We start from the raw sequence: 23,326 nt of genomic DNA, 5'->3' as shown, positions 1-23,326 counted from the left end.
TCAGCACGCGTCGTTCAAATGTTTCCAGGAGACCGGCGTGGCTCCGTCCTGGACCTCGGCGAGCTTGGTCGTTGCGGATAGGGAGGAGCGGTAATGGGTGTACGAATCACCGTCGTCATTCCCCGGGACGGCCTCACTCGGCGTGACGCGGGCTGTTGGCTCCGGGGCTGCGCCGGCCGTACCCCGCGTCCAGGGGCGTCGCCGTGATCGACCGGCTCCCGATGCGCGTCGGGCAGGCCGACATCGACCGGCTGGAAGGCGTCATAGCCGCGCTCCGGGCGCGCGACTACCGGGAAGGCGGCGGATCCTGTCGGGAGCTGCTGCGCGTGCTGGAGCCCTACGGTGCCGCGCTGCGGCGCGGGATGATGCCCGACCCGCTGGCCCGGCGGCTGGCCGGGGTGGTCGCGGATCTGCACAACCTGAAGGGCTGGACGGAATTCGACTCTGGCCGCCCCGTACGGGCGGAGCGGCACTTCCGCCGCGCGCTCGACCTCGCGACGGAGGCGGGCGACGACGACCTCCTCGCCAACATCCGCTACCGGCTCGGCCGGATGTACCTGCATCACCGGTCGCCTTCGGAGGCGCTCGAACAGTTCGGCCAGGGACAGGTCGCGGCACGCCGCGCCGGACGGCCGCTGTCGCAGGCGATCCTGTCGGCGAACGAGGCATGGGCCTACGCGCTGCTCGGTGACGTCCGCCAGGCGCTCGACAAGATTTCCCTTGCCCCGGAACAATTCGCGGATTCCGCCGGCGACACCGTCCCGTCTTGGTCCGCCTTCTTCACGGCCACCGACCTGGCGGCGATGATCGGCACGGTCCGCACCGAACTCGCCAGGCTCGTCGACGTCCGCCACAGCCGGAAGGCCATTCCGGCGCTCACCGAAGCCATCGACGGCTACGGGCCGGACATGCTGCGCAGCCGGTCGCTGACGATGATCTGGCTCGCGGTCGACCACGCGCTGGAGGGTGATCTCGACCGGGCGGCGGAGGTCGGTCTCGCCGCGATGGACCTCGCGGACGGAATCCGTTCCGCGCGGACACGAGATCGTTTACGGCCACTCTCGGAAAGCGTGCGGAAGCGGGTGGGCGACATTAACGCGCGAGATATCCTTGACCGGATCGCAACATTCCGCGCCAGTGCCTGAGCGCGGTGGGAATGGGTGGAGGAATGACCGGATCAATTTCACCGGGCGTAGGCTCGCGGGCATGAAACGGACTTCGTTCGCGCAGTGGCCGTGTTCGATCGCGCGCACCATGGACCTGCTCGGCGACTGGTGGACGCCGCTGGTCCTGCGGGAGGCGTTCTACGGGATCCGCAGGTTCGACGAGTTCCAGCAGCAGCTCGGCATCGCGCGGAACACCCTCGCCGACCGGCTGCGCCGCCTGGTCGCGGAGGGGTTGCTGGAAAAGCGCGCCTACCAGGCCGACCCCGTCCGTTACGACTACGTGCTGACCGAGAAGGGCTCGGACTTCTACGGGGTGCTCGCCGCCATGTCGCGCTGGGGCGACCGCTGGCTCTCCGGCGACGACGGGCCGCCGATCACCCTCCACCACGAGACCTGCGGGCACGACACCCACGCGGAGGTCGTCTGCGCGCACTGCGCCCGGCCGCTTACCGCGGAGAACACCAGGGCGCGGCTCGGCGCGGGCTATCCGCCGAAGCTCGCGAGCCGGCCCGACGTCGTACGGAGATTCGCCGCGCAGGAGGGTTTGACAACGTAAGTCCATCTACGCAACTATCGAGGTCACAGGCATGGAAGGGTGACCACGATGGAGTGGACGGGCGCCAAGTACGCCGACGGGCCGACGGTCGAGGTGCAGGCGTGGGTGGACGCAGCGCCCGAGCGGGTCTGGTCGATCGTGTCCGATGTGCGCCTGATGCCGGAAATGAGCGAGGAAGTCCAAGCGGTCGAGTGGTGCGATGGCGCGGAGGACGCGCCCGCGGTCGGCAGGCGGTTCGTCGGCCACAGCAAGCACGACGCGTTCGGCGAATGGGAGACGACGTCGTATGTCGTCGAATGCGAGGCGCCGCGTGTCTTCGCGTGGGCGGTGCAGGATCCTGAGACGCCGACCGCGGTGTGGCGGTTCACGCTGGAGCCCGAGAACGGCGGGACGAAGCTCCGGCAGTGGATGCGGATCGGGCCGGGGCGGTCGGGTCTCTCGCTGGCCATCGACCGGATGCCGGACAAGGAGGAGAAGATCGTCTTCGTCCGGCTGCGCGAGTTCGAGAACGCGATGACCGGGACCCTCGCCGCGATCAAGGAGCGCGCCGAGGCGGGCGGCGCCTGATGCGGACGGCGACCACGGTCGAGGCGTCTCGCGGCTGGCGGGAGACGCTGGATTTCGTGCTGGAGGCCGAAAAGCTCGGTCTCGACGAATGCTGGGTCGCCGAGGCGTGGGGTTCGGACGCACCGTCCGTGCTCGGCTATCTCGCGGCGCGGACCGAGCGGATCCGGCTCGGCTCGGGCATCATCCAGCTCGGCACCCGGACCCCGGTGGCGATCGCGCAGGCCGCGCTGACCCTCTCGGAGCTCTCCGGCGGCCGGTTCGCCCTCGGGCTCGGCGCGTCCGGGCCGCAGGTGATCGAGGGACTCCACGGAGTCCCGTTCGCCCGGCCGCTGACGCGGATGCGGGAAACGGTCGCGATCATCCGCCAGGCGTTCGCGGGGGAGAAGATCTCGTTCTCCGGCAAGGAATTCGAGATCCCGCTGCCGGGTGAGAGCAGGCCGATGCGGCTGTCGAGCGCGCCGAATCCGGAGATCCCGATTCATCTGGCCACGCTCTCGCCGAAGCTGCTGGAACTGACCGGCGAGATCGCGGACGGCTGGCTGGGCACCAGTTTCGTCCCGGAGGGAGCGCAGGCCTACTTCTCGCATCTCGACGCCGGCCTGGCGAAAGCGGGCCGATCGCGGGCGGACCTCGAAGTCTGCCAGGGTGCCGAGGTCGCCTTCGCCGCGGACGAGGACGAGCTGCGCGGGATGGTCGCGGCCCGCAAGGCCGAACTCGCGTTCAGTCTCGGCGGGATGGGTTCGGCGAAGACGAACTTCTACAACAACGCCTACAGCAGGCAGGGCTGGGCCGAGTCGGCCGCGGCGGTGCGGGAACGCTGGCAGGCGGGCGACCGGGAGGGCGCCGCCGCACTGGTGACCGACGAGATGGTGCTCGGCACGACGCTGATCGGCACCGAACCGATGGTCGCCGAACGCCTGCGCGTGTGGCGGGACGCCGGGGTCGACACGGTCCGGCTGTACCCGGCGGGGGAGACGGTCGCCGACCGGCTCGCCACCCTCGGCCGCGCGCTGGACCTGGTCCGCGCGCTGGGCTGAATGTCCGCGCCGGTTGAGGTGACCGGCCGAGCGCGGCGGGTCCCGCCTGCTCCAAGCGGGTAGAACTTGTTTCACTTTCGTCGTCGGCTGGAGAACATGACCTCGCTCGATCCCCACGCGAGGAGGATTCATGGGTCCCGATCCCGGTCTGTCCCGGCGCCAGGTCCTGCTCGGCACCGGGCTCGCGCTCGCTTCGGGACTGCCGTTCGCCGGGACGGCTTCGGCTGCGTCCGGAGTTCTCGGTGAGTACGACGTCGTCGTGGTCGGGGCGGGCGCGGCGGGGATGACCGCCGCGTTGACCGCGGCGAAACGCGGCCTCAGCTGCGTGGTGCTGGAGAAGGCGGCGAAGTTCGGTGGTTCGGCCGCCCGGTCCGGGGCGGGGATCTGGATTCCGTGCAACTCGGTGCTGGCCGAGGCCGGCGTCCGCGACACCCCGGAACAGGCCGCACGGTACTTGGCCGCCGTGGTCGGCCCGTCGATCCCCGCCTCGCGACAACAGGCCTTCCTCGCCAACGGCCCGGCGATGCTGTCGTTCGTGATGGCCAACAGCCCGCTGCGGTTCCGCTGGATGGAGGGCTACAGCGACTACTACCCGGAATTGCCCGGCGGGATGCCCGGTGGCCGCTCGATCGAACCCGACCAGCTCGACGGGAACGTCCTCGGTGCCGAACTGGCCAATCTGAACCCGCCCTACCTCGCCACGCCCGCGGGCATGGTCGTCTTCAGTGCCGACTACAAATGGCTCGCGCTGGCCGCGGTCAACCCGAAAGGTGCCGCGGTGGCGGCCGCCTGCCTGGCGCGCGGAACGGCCGCCGCCCTCGCCGGGCAGAAACCGCTCACCATGGGCCAGTCGCTGGCCGCGGGGCTGCGCGCCGGGTTGCAGCGCGCCGGGGTCCCGGTCTGGCTGAACACGCCGCTGACCGACCTCGTCGTCGAGAACGGGAAGGTCACCGGGGTGGCAGTCGCGGCGGGCGTGGTGAAAGCGCGGCGCGGCGTCATCGTCGGCTCCGGTGGGTTCGAGCACAACGCCGCCATGCGGGCGGAATACCAGCGCCAGCCCATCGGTACACAATGGACTGTCGGGGCCCGGTCGAACACCGGGGACGGGATCCTGGCGGGAAAGCGGGCCGGAGCGGCACTGGACCTGATGGACGACGCCTGGTGGGGTCCGGCGATCCCGCTCCCCGGCGAGCCGTACTTCTGCCTCGCCGAGCGGACCCTGCCCGGCGGGCTGATGGTGGACGCGGCGGGCAAGCGGTTCGTCAACGAAGCGGCGCCCTACAGCGACGTCGTGCACACGATGTACGACCGGAACCCGACGTCGCCGACGATTCCCGCGTGGCTGGTCGTCGATCAGCACTACCGCAACCGGTACCTCTTCCGCGACGTCGCGCCGCTGTTGCCGTTTCCCGGCGAGTGGTATTCGTCGGGAGCGGTCAAGAAGGCGTGGACCGTGGAGTCGCTCGGCAGCGCGATCGGTGTCCCGCCGCAGTCGTTGCGCGCCACGGTCACCCGGTTCAACGGCCAGGCACTGTCCGGTGTGGACAGTGACTTCCGCCGGGGCGCCAGCGCTTACGACCACTACTACACCGATCCGTACGTCCAGCCGAACTCGTGCCTCGCGCCGCTCTGGGAGCCGCCCTTCTACGCCTTCAAGATCGTCCCGGGCGACCTCGGTACCAAGGGCGGGATGCGCACCGACGCGCGGGCGCGGGTCCTGCGGGCGGACGGCTCGGTGATCCCGGGCCTGTACGCCGCCGGGAACGCCAGCGCGGCGGTGATGGGCAACAGTTACGCGGGGGCGGGGTCGACGATCGGTCCGGCGATGACCTTCGGGTACGTCGCGGCGAACGATCTCGCGGATCAGCCCGGCTGAGCCACGAGGGCACGGTCGGCGAGCTTGAGCCGTGAAACGGCGATGACGAGCACGAAAGCGGCGAGCGCGGCGACGGTCCGGACGACGTTGTAGGTCTCCCACTGATCGAGGATCGCCGCGTGGTCGGCCGGCGCGGAGGTGACCGCCCAGACCTTGATCCGGCCGTTGATGGGCACGTTCCCGAAGCGGGTGACCAGGAACGACGTCACCGCCAGGACCGCGGCGGCGCCGGCCAGCTGTCGTGCCCGCCCTCGGCTGAGGAAGGCGAGCGCGAGGGAACTGATCGCCGCGAGGCCCATCGCGGTCTGCATGACGACGCCGTTCCGTTGCATCAGCGCGGAGTGGAAGGTCAGCCGCACGTCGAGCGGGACGACGTCGAACGTGGCGGCGACGTTGACCATGCCGTAGCCGAACGCCCCCGCGAGCAGTCCTGTCGACAGGAGGGCGATACCGGTTACGAACCCTATCTTTGACATGCTGTCAAACATAGCGGGCTGGGCTAAGGTTGACAACATGTCTGAGGTAGCCGAGGGGCGGCAGAGGCGTCGGCGGACCGACGCCGACCGCAGTGTCGCTTCGATCCTCGCCGCGGCCAAGGAAGTCCTCGGCACGCAAGCCCACGCGAGCGTCGAGGACATCGCGAGAGCGGCCGGGGTGAGCAGGCAGACCGTCTACGCGCACTTCAAGACCCGCGAGGCGCTCCTGAGCGCGGTGATCGACGCGGTGTCCGAGGAGGCCGCGAACGAGATGGCCGCCGCGCGGCTCGACGAGGGGCCCGCGGCCGACGCCATGCTGCGCCTGCTCGACGTCGGCTGGCAGATGTTCCGGCGCTACCCGCGGCTGCCCGCCGGCGCCGCCGAAGAGAACGACCCCGAAGCCGACCGGGAACGTCATTCGGCGGTGTCCGATCATCTGGACCGGTTGCTCACCCGGGGCAAGGAGTCGGGCGAGTTCGACCAGCGGCTCGCGAATCCCTGGCTCGTCAGCGCGATCGTGGCGCTCGGCCACGCCGCCGGACAGGCGGTGGACGCGAAGCAGCTGACGCTCGAAGGCGGCGTCGACGCGCTCGCCGAAAGTGTGCTGCGGCTCTGTGGTGCCGCTCGGCGGGACTGACGGACACGGAACGCCCCGAAGCGCTCACGGCCGGTTCCGCACCCGTTAAGGTGGGGCGTTCGCGTGGCATCAAGGGCTGGGGGGTCCGCCATGATCATCAAACGTGCCTATCACCACGGGGATCTTCGTCGTGCGCTCGTCCTCGCCGCACGGGAGCTCCTCGTCGAACGAGGTCCGGAGGGGGTGAGTCTGCGCGCAGCGGTCGCGAAGGTGGGTGCGTCCACCGCGGCGCCGTACCGGCATTTCCGCGACAAGGACGCGCTGCTGGTGGCGGTCGCGCTGGAGGGACACGCCGAAGTGCAAGGCCGGCTGCGGGACTGCGGCGCCGGGACGGTGACCGCGCTCGGCCGGTCCTACCTCGGCTTCGCCCTGGAACATCCCGCGCTGTACCGCTTGATGGCGGGCGCCGGCATCGGTGACCGGGCCGCGTATCCGGAACTGGCCGAGGCCCACCGGGCGACCTGTGCGCTGCTGGCCGACCGGGTGGGGGAGCGGAACGATCCGGGCGGTTTCGCCGTCACGCTCTGGTGCCTGCTCCACGGGCTGGCGACGCTCGTGATCGACGGTCACGTCGAGCGGGAGGCCGCGGTCGCCGAAGTGGAGCGCAGCCTCGGGCTCTTGGTCCATTAGGCGAGGGGGTGTGTGGAAATAGGGACGTTGAACGTCTCTATTTCCACACACCCCTTAACCCACGACCCCGGTTCAGCCGATGGACGGGATGAAGGTCGGCAGCCGCCGGACCTTCGTGTCCTGTTCGAAGGCGTAAGCGATCGCCAGCAGCGACGGTTCGCTGAACCGCCCGCCCATGATCGACAAACCCAGCGGCAACGGTCCGGCGTACGCCATCGGCACGGTCATGTTGGCGTAGCCCGACACGGCCGCCGGTCCGGACGAGTCGATCAGCAGCGCGCCGTCACCGACACCGAGCTGCGTCTTCCACGCGGCGTTGTTCGTCGGCGCCACGATCGCGTCCAGCTTCTCACCGCGCAGCGTCTCGTCGAGGCCCCGCCGGGCGGCGCTCGTCGCGGCTTCCCGCATCGCGCGGTACGCCGGATCGTTGAGATCGCCGGTGGTCGCCTGGGACCGGTCCCACAGGTTGTGCGTCCAGTACGGCATTTCGATCGCCGCGTTGTCCAGGTTGTACTGGATCAGCCCGGCCAGGTCGGCGGGGTGCTTGCCGCCGGTGGAGGCGAGGTAGGCGTTGATGTCGTGCTTGAACTCGGTCCGGATCGCCGGGAACTCGTTGGCCGCGATGACGTCCAGATAGGGGATGGTGATCTCGACCGTGGTCGCGCCGAGCTTCCGGAGCCTGGTCAGCGCCTGGTCGAACGCCGCCTTCGTCGTCTCGTCCGGGGTGTAGACCTCGCGCCAGACGCCGATCCGCTTTCCGTGCAAAGCGTTGGGGCGCAGGAATCTCGTGTAGTCGTCGAGCGACTGGCGGGCGGCGTCGACGGTGATCGGGTCACGCCGGTCCGCCCCGTTCAGGGCCGCGAGCAGGATCGCGGCGTCGACCACGTTGCGCGCCATCGGGCCGGCCGTGTCCTGCTGTTTCGACACCGGCACGATCCCGCTGCGGCTGACGAGCCCGAGGCTCGGCTTGACCCCGACGATGCCGTTGGCGCCGGACGGGCAGCTGATCGAACCGTCCGTTTCGGTCCCGACGGCGACGGTCGCCAGATGCGCCGCGACGGCCACTCCCGAGCCGGACGAGGAGCCGCACGGGTTGCGGTCGAGGACGTAGGGGTTGGCGGTCTGCCCGGCGAGCGGGCTCCAGCCGTTCGACGAGCTGGTGGAGCGGTAACTCGACCATTCCGAAAGGTTGGCCTTGCCGAGGATGACCGCGCCGGCCTCGCGCAGGTTTTCGACCACTCCGGCGTCGCGGTAGGGGCGCGATTCCAGCAGCGCCGTCGAGCCCGCCGTGGTCGGCTGCCGGTCCGCGGTGTCGATGTTGTCCTTGAGCAGCACCGGAATCCCGTCCATGGGGCCCTTCGACCGGTGCCGGTGACGCCGCAGGTCACTCTCCGCGGCGAGCCGCAGCGCATCCGGGTTCGTGGTGAGCACCGCGTGGAGCGTCGGGTTGAGCTTGCGGATCCGCTGCAGGTAGAAGGCGGTCAGCTGGACCGAGGACAGCCGCCCGGAGCGCATCGCCCGCTGCAGATCGGGGATCGTCGCCCGCTCCAGGTCGATCCCGGCCACCACGGGGCGGCCGGAGGCCCCCGTGGCCGACGCCGGGACGGCCGTGGTGGCCGACGCGGCCGACACCATGACGAGAAACGCGGCGACGGCCACGCCCCGCTTTTTCCAGGAATGTCTTCTCAAGGAATTCCCTCCTTGTCCGAAAGAATTCCTGAACAGTACGTGCGCGGCTGAGGTTCGGAACCGCCGCGGAAAACGGAGAGGCGGTGATTTGATCGACGCGGGGACGCCGGTCCGGTAGGCGATCGGTCACGCAAACAGGCCTGCAGGCCCCGGTTTCGGCACTGTACGGCGCCGGTCGCGGACGCACGGTGAGACGATGATCGTGATTCCGTCGGAAATATTCCGCCTGATTTCGGCTCGGTCTCCGGTTTCGCGTTGATCGGGTTTTGTTCGCGGTTCGCCGATCATCCGGCCCGGTTCCGCCGTGCGCATTCGGCGAGCGCGGTGCCGAAGGAGCGCGCGGTGCCGGCCAGCCCGGCCACCGCCGAAACCGGGTCGCGGCGGGCGGGCAGGACGGCGGCGAGCGCCGCGCCGACCCGGCCGTCCGGGGTCCTGATGCCCACGGCCGCACAGCAGAGTCCGGCCGTGATCGTCTCCGATTCGGTCGCGTATCCGGCCTCGCGGATCTCCAGCGCGTCCGTGTCCGGTTCGGCGAGCGCCGGGTGATGGGCGGCGAGCAGGCGCCCGGCGGCGGTCCCCGGCGGAAGCGCGCGGCCCGGCCAGGCGGGGACGTCGTCGGCGGGCAGGACGGCGCCCGCGGCGACCAGCGCGCGACCCTCCCTCGGGACCACGAGCACCAGGCTCGCGCGCATCCGCGCCGACAGCGCCGGCAGCCGTTCCTTGGCCAGGTCACGGAGTTCGGGCTGCCAGAACCGCCCGAGGCGGAACACCCGCGACCCGATCCGGTAACCGCGGCCCGCTCGTTCGACCGCGCCCAGGTCGGCCAGCTGGTCGAGGAGCCGGTGCACGGTGGTCTTCGGCAGGCCGGTGGCCCGCACGAGCTGGGTCAGCCCGGCCTGCCCGCCGTGTTCGTCGAGTGCTTCGAGCAACGCGAACGCGCCTTCGAGCACGCCGCGTCCGCCGATGGTTTCCCGCATCGCCGCCCTTTCCCGGAACAAGGTCACACCGGAGAAGTAAAGTGCGCCCGCGGCGGGGCGGGATACGAACTTCCGGGCAGCCGATGGGGCGGGGTTCCGCTGAACGGTCCCGTGGGAGACGTGACCGACACCGCCCCGGAAACCACCCTGCCGGGTCCTGCCTCCCGGCGCGTTCCTGGCATGCTGGCAAGGTTCGCGCGAACGACAAAGCTCCAGGGGGACGTCGACAATGGAGGAGATCCGCCGCCTCGCCGACCGGTTCGAGCTCATCGAGCCCGTCGGTGGTGGCTCCATGGGCACCGTGTGGCGGGCGCGCGACGAGAACCTGGAGCGCACGGTCGCGATCAAGGAACTCCTTCTGCCGCACGGAGCCGGTGAGCAGAAGGCCGACGAGGCCAAGAACCGCGCGCTGCGCGAGGCGCGGATCGCCGCTCGGCTGGTGCATCCGCACGCCATCACCGTCTTCGGCGTGATCGACGAGCAGGACCGCCCGTGGATCATCATGGAGTACCTGCCCTCGACCAGTCTCGCGGACAAACTGCGTGAAGGGCCGATGGAGGTCGACGACGTCATCCGTCTCGGCATCCAGCTGTGCTCGGCGCTGGCGGCCGCGCACCGGGCGGGCATCGTCCACCGCGACATCAAGCCCGGCAACGTCCTGCTCGGCGAGGACGACACCGTCAAGATCACCGACTTCGGGATCTCGCGGGCGATGGGCGACGTCCAGCTCACCGCGACCGGCGAGATCTCCGGGACGCCGGCGTTCCTGGCGCCGGAGGTGGCCCGCGGCGAGGACGCCACGTCCGCCTCCGACGTGTTCTCGCTCGGCGCGACGCTGTACACCGCTCTCGAAGGCGGCACGCCGTACGGCACGGCCGAGAACCCGATCGCGTTGCTGTACCGCGCGTCGAGCGGCGAGATCACCCCGCCGGTCAGGTCGGGGATCCTGACGCCGCTGCTGAACCGGCTCCTCGACGTCCGGCCGGACAGCAGGCCGACGATGGCCGAGACCGAGCGTGAGCTGCGGGCGCTCGCGGCGGGGGAGCCGACGACGCTCGTCGCCGAGGAGCCGCCGCCGAAGGCGCGCAAGGGGATGCTGGTCGGCGTGATCGCGGTGTTCCTCGTGCTCGCGGCGGCCGCCGCCGCGGCCGTGGTGGTGGTGCTCAACCGCGACGAGGAGACCCCGTCCGGCCAGGCGCCGCCGCCGGTCTCCCAGTCGCAGTCCGCCGTCCCGACCTCGTCGGAGCCGGTTGCGCCGCCGCCTTCGCCGACTTCAGCGCCGCCCTCGACACCGCCGTCTTCGTCGTCTTCGTCCGCGCCACCTCCGGCACAGACGCCGGGGCAGGCGCTCGCGGCGTACTACGCGCTCATCCCGGGGAACCTCGAGGCCGGGTTCGCGACGCTGACCGACAACTTCAAGCAGAACAGGAACCAGAGCTTCGAGCGGTATTCGAACTACTGGAAGCAGTTCACCGCGGTGACCGTGTCGAACGTGACCGAATCCGGCAACACGGTGACGGCGACGCTCACCTACGTGCGGGCCTCCGGCGGGTCCACGACCGGCAGGGAGACCTTCGTCCTGGTCCAGCAGGGTGGCCGGTACCTCATCGACTCCCAGCGGGCAGGCTGAGTTTCCCGGCGAGGCGCCGAAGCCAGGCTTCGACCTCCTCGGGGGAGCGGTCCGGGAGGCCGAAGATCGTCTCGGTGACCCCGGCGGCCTCGAGCTTGGCCAGGTTCTCCGGATCGGGGCGGACCCCGAGCGCGGAGATCTCCGGTTCGCCGGAGCGGCCCTCTTCGCGCCAGATCTCGCGTAGCCGCCGGGCTTTGTCCTCGATGTCGGTGTCGCCCGGCGTGGTGAGCCAGCCGTCGGCCGATTTCGCGATCCAGCGGAACGTCTTCTCCGTCGCGCCCGCGCCGACGATCACCGGGATATGCGCTTGGGCCGGCTTCGGCCACGCCCAGCTGGCGCCGAACGAGACGAACTCGCCCGCGTACGAGGCTTCGTCCTGCGTCCAGAGCGCGCGCATCGCCTCCAGGTACTCGCGCAGGACCGTTCGCCGCTTGCCGCCGGGAACGCCGTGATCGGCCAGTTCGTCGACGTTCCAGCCGAAGCCGACGCCGAGGGTGACCCGCCCGGCCGAGAGGTGATCGAGGCTGGCGATCGTCTTCGCCAGCGTGATCGGATCGCTCTCGACCGGGAGGGCCACCGCCGTCGCGAGCCGGATCCGGGAGGTCACCGAGGCCGCGGTCGCCAGCGCGACCCACGGGTCCAGCGTCCGCAGGTAGCGGTCGTCGGGCAGCGACGAGTCACCGGTGCGCGGATGCGGAGCCTCCCGTTTGACCGGGATATGCGTGTGTTCGGGCACGTGGAAGGTGTCGAAGCCCGCCGCTTCGGCCGCCCGCGCGGCCGCCGCCGGCCTGATCCCCCGGTCACTGGTGAACAGCACTATCCCGTGTCTCACAGCCGCTCACGTTATTAGAACGTGTTTCAGTTCGCAACCGTGGCATGCAGTGTGACCGGCAACGAGTTCAGCCGCCAGGTGCCGGGGTCCGGGATCCGCAGCAGGCCGTCGGCGAGGGCGAGATCGGGGAATCTGCGCAGCAGTGCGGTGAGCGCGACCTCGACCTGAACCCTGGCCAAGGAAGCGCCGAGACAGAAGTGCGGCCCGTGGGCGAAGGCGAGGTGCCACGCCGGTCCCGCCGCGCGCCGGATGTCGAAGACGTCCGGGTCTCCGAAGGCCCGCGGGTCCCGGTTCACCGCCGCGATCGCGACGGTAACAGGTTCTCCTTCGGGGATGAGGACGTCGCCGATCCGGACGTCCGTGGTGGCGAACCGGGGGATCGTCAGCAGCTGCGGGCTCTGCCAGCGCATCACCTCCTCGACCGCGCCGGGCATGAGCGACGGGTCTTCGCGGAGCTCGGCCAGCTGCTCGGGGTGGGAGAGCAGGATTTCTACGGCGTTGGCGATGAGGTTGCCGGGCACCTGGCCGCCCAGTACGAGTTGCCAGACCAGGGCGACCAGTTCGGTTTCGCTGAGCCGGTCGCCGTCTTCGGCCTGGATCCGGAGCAGTTGCGAGACGACGTCCTCGCCCGCGTCCCGTTTCCGGTCCGCGATGGCGGCGAGCGCGCCCTCGACGATCCCGGGGACCGCTTTCGCGAGTCCCGCGCCGTCGCCTGCCGAAACCAGTGCGCCGTATTCGCGCCACCGCGGGCGGTCGGCCGCGGGGATGCCGACCAGTGCGCAGATCACGTCGACCGGGAGTGGCCGCGCGAAGGCGGTGACCAGGTCGATCCGGTCTTCCCCGGCGAGCTCGTCGAGGAGGTCGTCCACGAGCCGCTCGATCCCCGGGCGGAGCTCGGCGGCTTTGCGCGGAGTGAACGCCGGGGCGACGAGCCGCCGGAGCCGGAGGTGTTCCGGTCCCTCGACCTCCTGCATCGTCCGCATGTACGGGCGGCAGTGGTCGGGGATGTCCATGCGCTGGTAGCTGTTCGCGCTCAGGGCGAATCGCTGGTCGCTCAGCATCTTCCGCGCCTCTTCGTGGCGCAGCACCGCCCACATGGCGAACCCGGGTGCGCTGAGCTTGGCGATCGGGGAGCGCTCGCGGGCCGGTCCGTAGGCGGTGAACGGGTCGCGCAGGACTTCGGGGTCGGTCAAGAGGATCTCGGGAACTTCGGACAAAGCGGCTCTCCCAGTTCGGATGTTCAAATCAGATGTTCTCATCATCTGAATGGTCAAGGTATCTTGATCCGGGTCCGAGGGCAACGTGCCGGCAGACGGGAGGCCGATGGTCCGGCTGAGCAGGGCGGAGACGCAGGAGCGCAATCGCGCGAAGGTGCTGGCCGCCGCGCGTGACGAGTTCGCGGAGCAGGGCTTCCGGGATGCCAAGATCGACGTCATCGCCGAGCGGGCGGAACTCACCCGCGGCGCGGTCTACTCGAACTTCCCGGGAAAACGCGCGCTGTATTTCGCCGTCCTGGCCGAATTGGCCGAGCGGTCCGCGGGCGCGCCGCACGCGGCGCCCGGCGAGACGCTCGAGGACGCGCTGGGCGCTCTGGCCAGGGTGAGAGTGGCCGCGTTTCCGCTGAACGACGATCAGGCGGGCCTCGCGCGCGACCTGATGCCGGAGGTACTCGCGGACGAGCGGATCCGGCGGCCGTTCGCTCAGCTGGTGAAGCTCAACGGCCTGCTGCTGGGGCTCGCGCTGGAACGGCTCGATCCGCCGGAGCGGCCGCCAGGGTCGCCGATCCCGCGCCGGGTCCGGCTCGCGGAAACCGTGCTGACCACGCTGCACGGCGCCGGCCAGCTGGCGGCCGCCGCGCCGGGCCTCGTCGAACCCTTCGACGTCGTGAGCGCCTGCGAACGGCTGGCGGGGCTGGCCTTCAACGACTGGTGGGCGCCGCCGGTGATCGTGCCCGCGGCGCAGGCGGCCGACCGGCCGTGGTCACCGCCGGGGGCCGTCGACCTCGTGCGCGCCGAATCCTTCGTGCCGGCCGACGGCGTGGTCGTCGTCCTGGGCACGCATCGGCTGGGCGCCGCGGAAGAGGCCGTCCGGGCGCACGACGGCGATGTCACCGTCGTCGTCGTGACCAGCGAGCCCGCCGAGCTGGTGCCGCTGACCCGGCTGACCGTCGCGGAGGTGTGCGGCGGTCTGCGGCAGGCCTTCCCGGAGCCGGCTTGGCCGCGCCTGCGCGTGGTGTGCGACGTGACCGGGACACTGGCGGCGGCCGCGGGGGTGCTCGCGGTCAGCGACGAGACCGAGGTCGCGATCCGGGTCGACCGGGGCCGCGTCGTCGCCACGGCGGACGGGCGCGGCGCGGGACACGCCGTCTCGGGCGAAGTGTCCCGTGTGGACAGCGCCTAGACCGTGTCCGTGTGCCGGATCCGGTACACCTGCAGGCGAAGCCCGTAGTACTTGTCGGTTTCCCCGACCCAGACCATCCCGAGCCGTTTCGCGGTCGCGATGGCGCGGGTGTTGTTCGGCCGCGCGACGGCGAAGAGTTCGTCCGTGTCCTGGGTGAACGCCCAGCCGATCAGCGCGCGGGCGGCCTCGGAGGCGTACCCCTCGCCCCAGGCGTCCGGATGCAGCTGCCAGCTGATCTCCAGGTCCTCTTCGTACGGTGGCAGCAGGTGGATGCCCAGCCCGCCGACGACCACGCCGTCCTCCTTGCGCTGCACCGCCCATCTCCCGCGCGGCGGCACGAGATTCGGCTGCGCCTGTTGCCAGGCCTGCAGAACCGAACGCATGGCCGCGGCGTCGGTCACGCGGTCCATCGCCGGGGTCAGCCATCGGGTCACGTCGGTGGTGCCGTAGATCGCCAGCGCGGCTTCGGCGTCGTCCTCGGACCACTCACGGACGACGAGCCTTTCGGTGGTCAAGTCCATAACAGAACGTTACGCGCCCCGGCGCGGCCGTGGGGTGTCCGGATCATGACAACTCGGCAACCCGGCGTACCTTGGCGTCATGCGTGCCGACGCCTCGACGACCCCCGAACAGGCCTGCCCGATCGCCCCGGTGGTCGACCTCGTCTTCAGCCGCTGGACCACGCCGATCCTGTGGGCGCTCAACGAATTCGGCAGGCAGCGGTTCGTCGAACTCGAGCGGCGCATCGGTTCGATCACGCCGAAGGTGCTGACGCAACGGTTGCGGCAGCTGGAACGCGACGGCCTGCTCACCCGGACCTACCACGCCGAGGTGCCGCCCCGGGTCGAGTACGAGATCAGTGACCTCGGCCGGAGCCTGGCGCCGCTTTTCGCGACCCTGGCGGACTGGTCGACGGAGAACCTGCCGAAGGTGGAAGAGGCGCGGTCGGCCTACGACTCGGGTAGCTGAGCGGCTTTCCTGCCGGCGCCCTGAGCCTTCACCGCGCCCGGCCCGAGGGTTGCGAAAGCCACTTTCGCAACCTTCAACGTTGCGAACGTGGCTTTCGCAACGTCGGCCTTGGTCGGGCCCGGCGTCGGCCCTGGCGAACATGTCGCGAAAGCCACTTTCGAGACGTCTGGTGTCCCGAAAGTGGCTTTCGCGACGCCACCTCCGCCACCCTCGAGCCTTCATCGACGGGGCGGGGCACCCAAGACGCCCTCGGCTGGAACCGAGACCGCCACTTTCTTGACCGATCGGTCCAGATGCAGCTAAGCTCCTCTCGTGTCCCGGGTGAAGGAATTCGACGTCGACGCGGCCTGTGAAGCCGCGCTGGAACTGTTCTGGCGGCAGGGGTACGAGGCCACCTCGGTCAGTGACCTGGTCGCCGAGCTCGGCATCGGCAAGGCGAGCCTGTACGCCACGTTCGGCACCAAGCACGAGCTGTACCTGACGGCCCTGAACCGCTACATCGCCCGGGGCAACGAGCGGTTCGTCGAGGACTTCGCCGGCCCGGGGCCGGCGCTCGCGGGCGTGCGGCGGCTCATCGATCGGTATCTCGCCGAAATACTGGGGGAATCGGGGCGTAAAGGCTGTTTCGTGGTCAACGCCGCCATGGAGATGATGCCGAGGGATCCCGAGGTCGCGCGGGTGGTCGAGCGCAGCTGGGACGCGCTCGAGCTGGTTGTGCGGATGGCGTTGAGCCGCGCGAAGGCGCAGGGCGAACTGGACGCCGCCGCGGACCCGGAAGAGCTGGCCGGCTTCCTGCTCACCGTCCTGCAGGGAATGCGGGTGCTGAGCAAGGGGCCGGATCCCGCGGCGCGCGCCAAGGCGACGGCGAAGCAGGCCATCGCGGTGCTCGAAGCCGCTCGCAAACACTGATAATGGAACGATCGGACCAGAAAGTGGTAGCTACTGTGGGGAAGCGATTCAGCGGCAAGGTCGTCCTGGTCACCGGAGGAGGGTCCGGGATCGGCCGCGCCACGGCGGCGGCCTTCGCGCGCGAAGGCGCTCAGGTCGTCGTGTCCGGCCGGGACGGCGAGAAGCTACGCCAGACGGTGAAGGAGATCGAGGCCGACGGCGGAGCCGCCGACGCGGTGACCGCCGACGTGAGTACCGGCGCGGAAGTCGAGCGTCTCGTGGCCGAGACCGTGCGGCGGCACGGCAAACTCGACATCGCGTTCAACAACGCCGGTGTGCTCGGCAGTCCCGCGCCGACGGCGGATCTGGACGAAGACGACTTCGACGCCGTCGTGCGGACGAACCTCACGGGCACCTGGCTGTCGATGAAACACGAGATCGCCCAGATGCGGGCCGACGGCGGGGGAGTCATCGTCAACATGTCCTCGAACATCGGCTCGCACCACCGTCTGCCGGGGATGGCCGCCTACGCCGCTTCGAAGGCCGCCGTGGACGTGCTGACCCGCACCGCGGCACGCGACCACATCGCCGAGGGCATCCGGATCAACGCGGTCAGCCCCGGCGCCACCGACACCGGCATGTCGTTCCGGCCGGGTGAATCCGAGGCCGACCGCGCCGAGCGGCTCGGGTCGGTCATCCCGCTCGGCCGGATCGGCGCGGTCGAGGAGATCGCCGCGGCCGTGCTCTGGCTGGCTTCGGACGAGTCCGCGTACGTCGTGGGGCACGACATCGTCCTCGACGGCGGCGCCAGCGCCTGAGCCTCAGCGGCGCGAGGGCAGCAGTTCCTGCATCTTCGTCTTGATCCCCTGCGTCACCAGGTGCCAGGCGTCGGGCTCACCCTTCAGGACGGCTTCGGTCATGGCCTTCACCTGCTCGAACGTGGCGTGCGGCGGAATCGGCGGCACCTCGGGGTCGCAGCGGACGTCGAGCACGGTCGGTACGTCGGCCGAGAGCGCGACGTCCCACGCCTCGCCGAGCCGGGCGGGATCCTCGACGGCGATCCCGCCGAGGCCGACCTCCAGCGCGAAGTCCGAATAGGACACTTCCGGCAGGCTCTGCGACGGCTCGAACTTCGGCGAGCCGCCCATCGCCCGCAGTTCCCAGGTGACCTGGTTCAGGTCACCGTTGTGGAACACGCAGACGACGCAGCGCTGATCGGACCACAGTTCGCGGTAGCGGGCGATGGTCAGCAGTTCCGCCATCCCGTTCATCTGCATCGCGCCGTCGCCGACCAGTGCGATCACCGGCCGGTCGGGATTAGCGAATTTCGCGCCGATCGCGTACGGGACGCCGGAGCCCATCGTCGCGAGGGTGCCGGAGAGCGTGCCCCGCATACGGCCGCGCATCCGGAGATTCCTGGCATACCAGTTGGTGGCCGAACCGGAGTCGGCGGTGACGATGGCGTCTTCGGGGATCCGCTCGGACAGTTCGTGCACGATCCGCATCGGGTTGACCGGGTTCGCCTCCAGCATCGCCTGGCGGGTCAGGGTCTCCTGCCATTCGCCGACGTTCTTCTCGATCTTTTCGCGCCAGCCGCGGTCGGTTTTGCGCTCCAGCAACGGAATCAGCTGCTGCAGCGTGCCCTTCGCGTCGCCGAGGAGATTCACCTCGGTCGGATAGCGCAGGCCGAGGAACCGGGGATCGATGTCGATCTGGACCGCGCGGGCCTGGCCGAATTCCGGCAGGAACTGCGCGTACGGCATGTTCGAACCGACGATCAGGAACGTGTCGCAGTCCCGCATCATCTCGTACGTCGGCCGGGTGCCGAGCAGGCCGATGGAGCCGGTGACGTACGGCAGGTCGTCGGGCAGGACATCCTTGCCCAGTAACGCCTTCGCCACTCCGGCGCCGGTCAGTTCGGCGACCTCGCGCAACTCGGTGACGGCGTTACGCGCGCCCTGCCCGAGCAGGATCGCCACCTTCTCACCCGCGTTCAGCACCTCCGCGGCGCGGGCGACCTCTTCCGAGGGCGGGATGACACTGGCCCGCGGATGGTCGGGCGGGGACGACGGCACGTGCTTGAACTCGTGCTGCGGCGGCTGGTAGGTCTCCTCCTGCAGATCCGCCGGGATGATCACCGCCGTGGGCGCGCGCTGCGCGATGGCCGTGCGGAGGGCGCGGTCGAGCGCGTTCGGCAGCTGTTCCGGGACGTTCACCTCGACGAGGTATTCGCTCGCGACGTCCTTGAACAACGCCTGCAGGTCCACCTCCTGCTGGTAACTGCCGCCCATCGCGCTGCGCGCCGTCTGCCCGACGATCGCCACCACCGGCACGTGGTCGAGTTTGGCGTCGTAGAGGCCGTTGAGCAGGTGGATCGCCCCCGGGCCGGACGTCGCCATGCAGACACCGGGGCGTCCGCTCAGCTTCGCGTAGCCGACGGCCGCGAACGCCGCCATCTCCTCGTGCCGCGTCTGGACGAAACGGGGTTTGTTGCCCGCCGCACCGAACGCGCTCACCAGCCCGTTGATCCCGTCCCCGGGATAGGCGAAGACCTGCTCCACGTCCCATTCGCGCAGCCTGGTCAGAACATGGTCCGCAACGGTTTCGCTCATGGTCGCCGGATACCGCCGCCCTCCGGCGGCTAAACGTCCTCGAGGATCTTGGTGATCCCGGCGACGACGTCCGGATGCCCGAGCGGCAGCGGCGGCGGCACCCGGTTGTACGGCTCACCGGTGCTGTGGGGGAGCACGTCCACCGCGGTCCCGGCCGAACGCACCCGTTCGGCGAGGTCGGACGACTCGTCCGGCACCGGGTCGACCAGCAGGACATGGGACGCCGAGCCGGGGTGGCGTTCGGCCAGCCGCAGCGCGTCCACGGCCGCGTCGCCGGCGGCCACGACGTCGATCGGCGGGCCGCCGGGTTCCGCGTCACCGAGCACGTCTTCGGCCTGGCTGAGCGCGCCGTCCACCGGCAGCCGGCACCAGATGATCTGACGCTGGGCCGCGAGCGGGCGCCACGTCGCCGGGAGTTCGCCGTGTTTGCCCTCGCCCGCAGGGTCGAGCACCAGCAGCTTCGCCCCCTCGGAGCCGCCGTCGGTGACGACCGAGGGCCCTTCGGCGCGGACGGGATCGGATTCGGTGGTCATGGCGTCTCTCCTCTAGCAGTTCGTGCGGGGGAGTTCGGGGGAGTCCGTGTCCAGCGGCACCGAACCCGATCGTACGAGTCCTAATTGGACTGTCTGCCGCTTCGTCACCGCTTCGAGCGCCCAGTCGGTGGCGGTGCGCAGGCGGTTGCCCGGCATGGCCAGCAGGTGGTAGCCGCGGGTCACCGCCTTGGCCGCGAACCCGGAAAGCGGGATGTGCAAGGGATTCGCCGCGGCCCGGCGGGCGCCGAGGTCGACGACGAAGCCGAGGTCGTGGTGCCGGTAGGTGCCGTGCGAGCCGTGCCCGAGGGACGCGGCCACGTTCCGCCCGGCGAGTTTGCCCTGCCGTTCGGCGTGCTGGGCCGTCATCGGCGTGTATTCGCCGGGCCGGGTCAGATCGGGGACGGCCGCCGCGTCTCCGCACGCGTAGACGTCGCGCCGTCCCGGGACGTTCAGCTGCGCTGTCACGACGAGCCGTCCCTTGACCGTCTTCAGCCCCAGGTCCTCGATCAGCGGATCCGGCCGGACGCCGACGCACCACACCAGGGTGTGCGTGGGCACGGATTCACCGGTGGTCAGCTTGACGCCCTTTTCGCCGGCGTCGTCGATCGACGTCTTCATCAGTACCTCGACGCCGCGTTCGCGCAGCACCTGGTCCGCCGTGGCGCCGAGCCGCCGGTCGAGTTCCGGCAGGACCCGCTCGGCGACGTCGAGCAGCAGCCACCGGATCTTCTGGTCCTTCAGCTCGGGATGCCGGGCGGCGAGCGCGGCGGTGAACGCGGGCCCTTGCGCGGCGACCTCCGTGCCGGTGTAGCCGGCGCCGACCACGACGAACGTGCAGCGCGCGTCGCGTTCGGCCGGATCCTGGGCCGACGCGGCGAGTTCTATCTGCCGGGTGACGTGGTCCCGCAGGTAGAGGGCTTCGGGCAGGCCGCGGAAGCCGTGGGCGTACTCGGGCACACCGGGGATCGGCAGCAGCTTGTTGACGCTGCCCGCGGCGAGGACGAGACGGTCGTAGCCGAGGGAGTGTTCGCGGCCCTCGGGGTCGGTGTAGCTCACACTGCGGTCCTCGAAATCGACGGACTTGGCGGTGCCGAGCACCAGTCGCACACCGCGCAACGTGCCTGGGATGGACACCGAGATCCGCCGCGGTTCGAGGATCCCGGCGGCGACTTCGGGGAGCAGGGGGAGATAGAGGAAGTAGTCGGTCGGGTTCAGCACGACGACTTCCGTGTCGTCGCCGACCGACTTGAGGAGGGTCTTGGCCGCGTTGTAGCCGGCGAACCCGCCTCCGACGATCACCACGCGCATGGTCAGTCCTCCGTGGGCCAGTCGCCGGTCGCCTTGCGGTAGCCGACCGCGCCCGCCCGTTCGGTGGCGGCCTTCACCGCGCCGAAGATCGCGCCCTGCGCGGCGGCCGCGACGATCACCTGGGTCCAGGTGAAGTCCCGGTCGGTGGCGTCCGGCGCCTCTTCTTCGCCGCTCACGCGTTTCCAGATCTGCTTGAACGCGATGCCGGCGAGCACGCCGCCCGCGGCGCTCACGACCATGCTGAGCGGCTTGTAGAGAACCTTGTTCACGATGAAGACCTCTTTCGCATGATCAGCCGGATGGTGACGAACAACGCCAGGAGCCCGGCGAAGATCGGCACGGGGTTCGCGCGGACGACTTCGGTGCCCTGACGGAACTTCTGCGCCGCGGGCTCGGAGACCTTCTCGGAGATCTTGGCGCTCGCCTCGTCGACCTTGGCGTCGAGGTTGTCGTTGACCCTCGCCTTGACGTCCATCTTCTTGCCCAGCGCGTCGAGGGTCTCGGTGAGTTCCTCCCGCGTCACGTCGCGATCGGCGCGGGCCTCTTCGGCGTTCTTGGGGAAATCGGTCATGACCGCACTCCTTGCTTGACGGTGTCGACGTCCTCACGGACACCTTCGATGGCCTCTTCCGGCACCGGCGGGGTCGCGCTGGAGACCTCCTTCTTGCCGACGACGGCCGAAAGGCCGGCGATCAGCAGCAGGGCCGCGCCCGTCACCACGGCCGCCAGCCAGGCGGGCATCACCAGCGCGAGCGCCAGCACCACCGCGGCGATCAGGGTGGCCAGCCCGAAAAGCGCGAAAACACCGGCGGCGCCGAACAATCCGGCACCGAAGCCCATCTTCTTCCCTTTACGCTGCAACTCGAACACGGCCAGCCGCATCTCGTCGCGGACGAGGTGTTTGACCTCGTCGCTGAGATCGGAAACCAGTTCGCCGACCGACTTCTCTTCCGCCGGCTTCCGGTGGGTCTCTTCGATCATGGGGCACCTCCTCGGAGCGTTCTGCCCGCCGGGTACCCGGCGACCCGGCCGGTCAATCACAGCGTGTTTCGCCCCGCTGACCGCCGGGTAGCCGGAGAGTGCCGGCTCGAAAAGCACCCAACCGAAGAGGAGGATGCATGAGCACGATCACCGAAATGGTGGACGTCGAAGTCCCGGTGAAGACCGCGTACAACCAGTGGACTCAGTTCGAGAGCTTCCCGCAGTTCATGGAAGGTGTCGAGGAGATCCGCCAGATCGACGCGACCCACACCCACTGGGTGACCAAATTCGGTGGGGTGAGCCGGGAATTCGACGCGACGATCACCGAACAACATCCCGACGAGCGCGTCGCGTGGACGTCGGACTCCGGTCCCGACCACGCGGGCGTCATCACGTTCCATCGCTTGAGCGACAACAAGACCCGTGTCACGGCGCAGATGGAGATCGATCCGGAAGGCTTCGCCGAGAACGTCGCCGACAAGCTCGGCGTGCTCGACCGCCGGATCAAGGGCGACATGAAGCGCTTCAAGGAGTTCATCGAGAGCCGCGGCCACGAGTCCGGCGCCTGGCGCGGTGACGTGGACCGCCCCGGCAGCTGACCGGTGACCCGGAACCTCCCCTGGAAGACGGCGTTTTCCCGGGGGAGGTCCCGGGTATCCCTTGGGGTGAGGTCCATTACGAAGGGAGCGTTCCGGCATGACTACCAACGCATACGTGGCCTTCCTCGTCATCGGGGTGGCACTGGTCATGCTCGACGGTCTGATCATCTACCAGAGCGGTAAGCGCTACCTGCGGGGCTCCCACGGCGATCCGGCCGCGGGCGCTTCCATGACGTGGCTCGTCACGGTGCTGTTCCATCTCGCGACGCTGGGCGTCCTGGCGCTGCTGTCGACCGTCGACATCGGGGGCAGCGACCTTCCTGGTGTGGTGGGCAGGCTGGGTGTCCTGCTTCTGGTGCTGGCCGTCGCCCACGCGATCACGCTCAGCGTGCTCTCGCGGATCCGTGGTGAGCAGGAGGCCGAAGCGGTCATCAACCGCCCGAGGCGTGTCGAGCCCGAGCAACAGGGCACGACGGTGACACCGGTGCCCGGGCAAGACGGTCGTTACCCGGCCGCGAGCCCGTCCATCGAACAGCGGGCGCCGTACACGACACCGTAAGAAATCGAGTGCTGGCAGGAGGTTTCGCCGTGCACGAGATCGATGACGAACTATGGGACGAGTTCCATCGCGTGGTCAACATGACCTCGCGGGAACTGGCCGATTGGCTGCGCACGCGGTCGGCCGACGACGAGGACGAAGCCCTGCCGGACCAGGCGGGTACGCCGACCGGACGGCATGTGCTGGGCATCCTCGGCAAGCGCAGGACCGACCTCACCGCCGAGGACGAACGGGTGATGCGCTCGGTCGTCCGGCGGGTCGGGGACGAGCGGCGTGACGACCTCGAACCGGTCGCGGGCGAGGCGCACTGGCGGCACAAGCTGATGTCGATGGGGCACGATCCGCTGAAACCCGTGTGACCGAAGTACGTGAAGGGCCCCCTTCACCGCGCTGGACGCGGTGAA

The 23,326-nt window shown here is 69.9% G+C and carries 27 protein-coding genes; 15 read left to right on the top strand and 12 right to left on the bottom strand.

Annotated elements, in window-relative coordinates:
- The first annotated feature begins 221 nt into the window (after positions 1 to 221).
- From H4W30_RS24915 to kstD, 5 genes are all read left to right on the top strand, one after another.
- Entirely contained in the window at positions 222 to 1,145 is a 924-nt protein-coding gene (locus H4W30_RS24915) for a tetratricopeptide repeat protein (RefSeq protein WP_192746804.1), read from the top strand.
- 61 nt (positions 1,146 to 1,206) lie between these two features.
- Positions 1,207 to 1,722 (top strand): winged helix-turn-helix transcriptional regulator, encoded by a 516-nt coding sequence (locus tag H4W30_RS24910; protein ID WP_034319559.1) that lies wholly within the window; start codon positions 1,207 to 1,209, stop codon positions 1,720 to 1,722.
- Between the two features lie 48 nt (positions 1,723 to 1,770).
- Entirely contained in the window at positions 1,771 to 2,289 is a 519-nt protein-coding gene (locus H4W30_RS24905; RefSeq protein WP_192745078.1) for an SRPBCC family protein, read from the top strand.
- On the top strand, positions 2,289 to 3,326 hold the full coding sequence (locus H4W30_RS24900; protein ID WP_192745077.1) for an LLM class flavin-dependent oxidoreductase: 1,038 nt from the start codon (positions 2,289 to 2,291) through the stop codon (positions 3,324 to 3,326). The genes H4W30_RS24905 and H4W30_RS24900 overlap by 1 nt, the downstream gene beginning before the upstream one ends.
- Before the next feature lie 130 nt (positions 3,327 to 3,456).
- Positions 3,457 to 5,202 (top strand): 3-oxosteroid 1-dehydrogenase, encoded by a 1,746-nt coding sequence (gene kstD, locus H4W30_RS24895; RefSeq protein WP_192745076.1) that lies wholly within the window; start codon positions 3,457 to 3,459, stop codon positions 5,200 to 5,202.
- On the opposite strand, the gene H4W30_RS24890 is transcribed toward kstD, so the two are convergent.
- Positions 5,190 to 5,678, bottom strand: a complete 489-nt coding sequence (locus H4W30_RS24890) for a DUF1772 domain-containing protein (protein WP_192745075.1) — start codon at positions 5,676 to 5,678, stop codon at positions 5,190 to 5,192. The genes kstD and H4W30_RS24890 overlap by 13 nt on opposite strands.
- A gap of 37 nt (positions 5,679 to 5,715) precedes the next feature.
- Here H4W30_RS24890 and H4W30_RS24885 point away from each other — a divergent pair, with 37 nt between their 5' ends.
- On the top strand, positions 5,716 to 6,315 hold the full coding sequence (locus tag H4W30_RS24885) for a TetR/AcrR family transcriptional regulator (protein ID WP_192745074.1): 600 nt from the start codon (positions 5,716 to 5,718) through the stop codon (positions 6,313 to 6,315).
- A 90-nt stretch (positions 6,316 to 6,405) separates the two neighbouring features.
- On the top strand, positions 6,406 to 6,945 hold the full coding sequence (locus H4W30_RS24880; RefSeq protein WP_192745073.1) for a TetR/AcrR family transcriptional regulator: 540 nt from the start codon (positions 6,406 to 6,408) through the stop codon (positions 6,943 to 6,945).
- A 72-nt stretch (positions 6,946 to 7,017) separates the two neighbouring features.
- On the opposite strand, the gene H4W30_RS24875 is transcribed toward H4W30_RS24880, so the two are convergent.
- Positions 7,018 to 8,580, bottom strand: a complete 1,563-nt coding sequence (locus H4W30_RS24875) for an amidase (protein ID WP_192746803.1) — start codon at positions 8,578 to 8,580, stop codon at positions 7,018 to 7,020.
- A 338-nt stretch (positions 8,581 to 8,918) separates the two neighbouring features.
- Positions 8,919 to 9,611: an IclR family transcriptional regulator gene (locus tag H4W30_RS24870; protein ID WP_192745072.1), complete on the bottom strand. Its 693-nt coding sequence runs from the start codon at positions 9,609 to 9,611 to the stop codon at positions 8,919 to 8,921.
- Between the two features lie 229 nt (positions 9,612 to 9,840).
- Between H4W30_RS24870 and H4W30_RS24865 the strand changes: the two genes are divergently transcribed.
- Positions 9,841 to 11,241 (top strand): serine/threonine-protein kinase, encoded by a 1,401-nt coding sequence (locus H4W30_RS24865; protein WP_192745071.1) that lies wholly within the window; start codon positions 9,841 to 9,843, stop codon positions 11,239 to 11,241.
- Here the strand turns inward: H4W30_RS24865 and H4W30_RS24860 are convergent.
- Together H4W30_RS24860 and H4W30_RS24855 are read right to left on the bottom strand one after the other, a co-directional pair.
- Positions 11,216 to 12,073 carry an LLM class F420-dependent oxidoreductase gene (locus H4W30_RS24860; RefSeq protein ID WP_192745070.1) on the bottom strand — a complete coding sequence of 286 codons (858 nt, stop codon included), beginning with the start codon at positions 12,071 to 12,073 and terminating at the stop codon, positions 11,216 to 11,218. The two genes, H4W30_RS24865 and H4W30_RS24860, sit on opposite strands and share 26 nt — an antisense overlap.
- Positions 12,074 to 12,099: 26 nt before the next feature.
- The gene (locus H4W30_RS24855; RefSeq protein WP_192745069.1) at positions 12,100 to 13,290 is read right to left on the bottom strand and encodes a cytochrome P450 family protein; all 1,191 of its coding nucleotides are present in this window, start codon (positions 13,288 to 13,290) and stop codon (positions 12,100 to 12,102) included.
- 106 nt (positions 13,291 to 13,396) lie between these two features.
- Between H4W30_RS24855 and H4W30_RS24850 the strand changes: the two genes are divergently transcribed.
- Positions 13,397 to 14,473 carry a TetR/AcrR family transcriptional regulator gene (locus H4W30_RS24850; protein ID WP_192745068.1) on the top strand — a complete coding sequence of 359 codons (1,077 nt, stop codon included), beginning with the start codon at positions 13,397 to 13,399 and terminating at the stop codon, positions 14,471 to 14,473.
- Here H4W30_RS24850 and H4W30_RS24845 read toward each other — a convergent pair.
- Positions 14,470 to 14,994, bottom strand: coding sequence for a GNAT family N-acetyltransferase (locus H4W30_RS24845; protein WP_192745067.1), 525 nt, complete (start codon positions 14,992 to 14,994; stop codon positions 14,470 to 14,472). The two genes, H4W30_RS24850 and H4W30_RS24845, sit on opposite strands and share 4 nt — an antisense overlap.
- 79 nt (positions 14,995 to 15,073) lie before the next feature.
- On the opposite strand from H4W30_RS24845, the gene H4W30_RS24840 reads away from it, so the two are divergent.
- From H4W30_RS24840 to H4W30_RS24830, 3 genes are all read left to right on the top strand, one after another.
- The gene (locus H4W30_RS24840) at positions 15,074 to 15,442 is read left to right on the top strand and encodes a winged helix-turn-helix transcriptional regulator (protein WP_192745066.1); all 369 of its coding nucleotides are present in this window, start codon (positions 15,074 to 15,076) and stop codon (positions 15,440 to 15,442) included.
- A 312-nt stretch (positions 15,443 to 15,754) separates the two neighbouring features.
- Positions 15,755 to 16,351 carry a TetR/AcrR family transcriptional regulator gene (locus tag H4W30_RS24835; RefSeq protein WP_192745065.1) on the top strand — a complete coding sequence of 199 codons (597 nt, stop codon included), beginning with the start codon at positions 15,755 to 15,757 and terminating at the stop codon, positions 16,349 to 16,351.
- Positions 16,352 to 16,386: 35 nt separating this feature from the next.
- The gene (locus H4W30_RS24830; RefSeq protein WP_192745064.1) at positions 16,387 to 17,148 is read left to right on the top strand and encodes an SDR family NAD(P)-dependent oxidoreductase; all 762 of its coding nucleotides are present in this window, start codon (positions 16,387 to 16,389) and stop codon (positions 17,146 to 17,148) included.
- A 3-nt stretch (positions 17,149 to 17,151) separates the two neighbouring features.
- Here the strand turns inward: H4W30_RS24830 and H4W30_RS24825 are convergent, their stop codons facing one another.
- From H4W30_RS24825 to H4W30_RS24800, 6 genes are read right to left on the bottom strand one after another with little or no spacing between them, the layout of a single operon-like run.
- Positions 17,152 to 18,942: a thiamine pyrophosphate-requiring protein gene (locus tag H4W30_RS24825; RefSeq protein ID WP_192745063.1), complete on the bottom strand. Its 1,791-nt coding sequence runs from the start codon at positions 18,940 to 18,942 to the stop codon at positions 17,152 to 17,154.
- A gap of 29 nt (positions 18,943 to 18,971) precedes the next feature.
- Complete coding sequence (locus tag H4W30_RS24820; protein ID WP_192745062.1) at positions 18,972 to 19,475, bottom strand: hypothetical protein; 504 nt, start codon at positions 19,473 to 19,475, stop codon at positions 18,972 to 18,974.
- A 12-nt stretch (positions 19,476 to 19,487) separates the two neighbouring features.
- On the bottom strand, positions 19,488 to 20,783 hold the full coding sequence (locus H4W30_RS24815) for an NAD(P)/FAD-dependent oxidoreductase (RefSeq protein ID WP_192745061.1): 1,296 nt from the start codon (positions 20,781 to 20,783) through the stop codon (positions 19,488 to 19,490).
- 2 nt (positions 20,784 to 20,785) lie between these two features.
- Positions 20,786 to 21,052: a DUF4235 domain-containing protein gene (locus H4W30_RS24810; protein WP_192745060.1), complete on the bottom strand. Its 267-nt coding sequence runs from the start codon at positions 21,050 to 21,052 to the stop codon at positions 20,786 to 20,788.
- On the bottom strand, positions 21,049 to 21,354 hold the full coding sequence (locus tag H4W30_RS24805; RefSeq protein ID WP_192745059.1) for a DUF3618 domain-containing protein: 306 nt from the start codon (positions 21,352 to 21,354) through the stop codon (positions 21,049 to 21,051). The genes H4W30_RS24810 and H4W30_RS24805 overlap by 4 nt, the downstream gene beginning before the upstream one ends.
- Positions 21,351 to 21,764 carry a phage holin family protein gene (locus H4W30_RS24800; protein WP_192745058.1) on the bottom strand — a complete coding sequence of 138 codons (414 nt, stop codon included), beginning with the start codon at positions 21,762 to 21,764 and terminating at the stop codon, positions 21,351 to 21,353. Before H4W30_RS24800 ends, H4W30_RS24805 begins: the two co-directional genes overlap by 4 nt.
- 137 nt (positions 21,765 to 21,901) lie before the next feature.
- On the opposite strand from H4W30_RS24800, the gene H4W30_RS24795 reads away from it, so the two are divergent.
- From H4W30_RS24795 to H4W30_RS24785, 3 genes are all read left to right on the top strand, one after another.
- Entirely contained in the window at positions 21,902 to 22,363 is a 462-nt protein-coding gene (locus H4W30_RS24795) for an SRPBCC family protein (RefSeq protein ID WP_126730767.1), read from the top strand.
- A gap of 97 nt (positions 22,364 to 22,460) precedes the next feature.
- Positions 22,461 to 22,922 carry a hypothetical protein gene (locus H4W30_RS24790; protein WP_126730769.1) on the top strand — a complete coding sequence of 154 codons (462 nt, stop codon included), beginning with the start codon at positions 22,461 to 22,463 and terminating at the stop codon, positions 22,920 to 22,922.
- A gap of 29 nt (positions 22,923 to 22,951) precedes the next feature.
- Positions 22,952 to 23,281: a DUF3140 domain-containing protein gene (locus H4W30_RS24785; protein ID WP_192745057.1), complete on the top strand. Its 330-nt coding sequence runs from the start codon at positions 22,952 to 22,954 to the stop codon at positions 23,279 to 23,281.
- Positions 23,282 to 23,326: the final 45 nt, after the last annotated feature.

Source organism: Amycolatopsis roodepoortensis, from assembly GCF_014873915.1.
GTDB classification, from domain to species: Bacteria; Actinomycetota; Actinomycetes; order Mycobacteriales; family Pseudonocardiaceae; genus Amycolatopsis; species Amycolatopsis roodepoortensis.
This window is presented reverse-complemented; position numbering and strand designations above follow the sequence as displayed.

Coding starts and splice junctions, on each gene's coding strand:
- H4W30_RS24910 (WP_034319559.1), top strand. CDS start 1,207: ATGAAACGGACTTCGTTCGCGCAGTGGCCGTGTTCGATCGCGCGCACC.
- H4W30_RS24900 (WP_192745077.1), top strand. CDS start 2,289: ATGCGGACGGCGACCACGGTCGAGGCGTCTCGCGGCTGGCGGGAGACG.
- H4W30_RS24865 (WP_192745071.1), top strand. CDS start 9,841: ATGGAGGAGATCCGCCGCCTCGCCGACCGGTTCGAGCTCATCGAGCCC.
- H4W30_RS24915 (WP_192746804.1), top strand. CDS start 222: ATGCGCGTCGGGCAGGCCGACATCGACCGGCTGGAAGGCGTCATAGCC.
- H4W30_RS24850 (WP_192745068.1), top strand. CDS start 13,397: ATGGTCCGGCTGAGCAGGGCGGAGACGCAGGAGCGCAATCGCGCGAAG.
- H4W30_RS24880 (WP_192745073.1), top strand. CDS start 6,406: ATGATCATCAAACGTGCCTATCACCACGGGGATCTTCGTCGTGCGCTC.
- H4W30_RS24805 (WP_192745059.1), bottom strand. CDS start 21,354: ATGACCGATTTCCCCAAGAACGCCGAAGAGGCCCGCGCCGATCGCGAC.
- H4W30_RS24815 (WP_192745061.1), bottom strand. CDS start 20,783: ATGCGCGTGGTGATCGTCGGAGGCGGGTTCGCCGGCTACAACGCGGCC.
- H4W30_RS24825 (WP_192745063.1), bottom strand. CDS start 18,942: ATGAGCGAAACCGTTGCGGACCATGTTCTGACCAGGCTGCGCGAATGG.
- H4W30_RS24890 (WP_192745075.1), bottom strand. CDS start 5,678: ATGTCAAAGATAGGGTTCGTAACCGGTATCGCCCTCCTGTCGACAGGA.
- H4W30_RS24840 (WP_192745066.1), top strand. CDS start 15,074: ATGCGTGCCGACGCCTCGACGACCCCCGAACAGGCCTGCCCGATCGCC.
- H4W30_RS24820 (WP_192745062.1), bottom strand. CDS start 19,475: ATGACCACCGAATCCGATCCCGTCCGCGCCGAAGGGCCCTCGGTCGTC.
- kstD (WP_192745076.1), top strand. CDS start 3,457: ATGGGTCCCGATCCCGGTCTGTCCCGGCGCCAGGTCCTGCTCGGCACC.
- H4W30_RS24875 (WP_192746803.1), bottom strand. CDS start 8,580: ATGGTGTCGGCCGCGTCGGCCACCACGGCCGTCCCGGCGTCGGCCACG.
- H4W30_RS24800 (WP_192745058.1), bottom strand. CDS start 21,764: ATGATCGAAGAGACCCACCGGAAGCCGGCGGAAGAGAAGTCGGTCGGC.
- H4W30_RS24845 (WP_192745067.1), bottom strand. CDS start 14,994: ATGGACTTGACCACCGAAAGGCTCGTCGTCCGTGAGTGGTCCGAGGAC.
- H4W30_RS24795 (WP_126730767.1), top strand. CDS start 21,902: ATGAGCACGATCACCGAAATGGTGGACGTCGAAGTCCCGGTGAAGACC.
- H4W30_RS24885 (WP_192745074.1), top strand. CDS start 5,716: ATGTCTGAGGTAGCCGAGGGGCGGCAGAGGCGTCGGCGGACCGACGCC.
- H4W30_RS24790 (WP_126730769.1), top strand. CDS start 22,461: ATGACTACCAACGCATACGTGGCCTTCCTCGTCATCGGGGTGGCACTG.
- H4W30_RS24870 (WP_192745072.1), bottom strand. CDS start 9,611: ATGCGGGAAACCATCGGCGGACGCGGCGTGCTCGAAGGCGCGTTCGCG.
- H4W30_RS24905 (WP_192745078.1), top strand. CDS start 1,771: ATGGAGTGGACGGGCGCCAAGTACGCCGACGGGCCGACGGTCGAGGTG.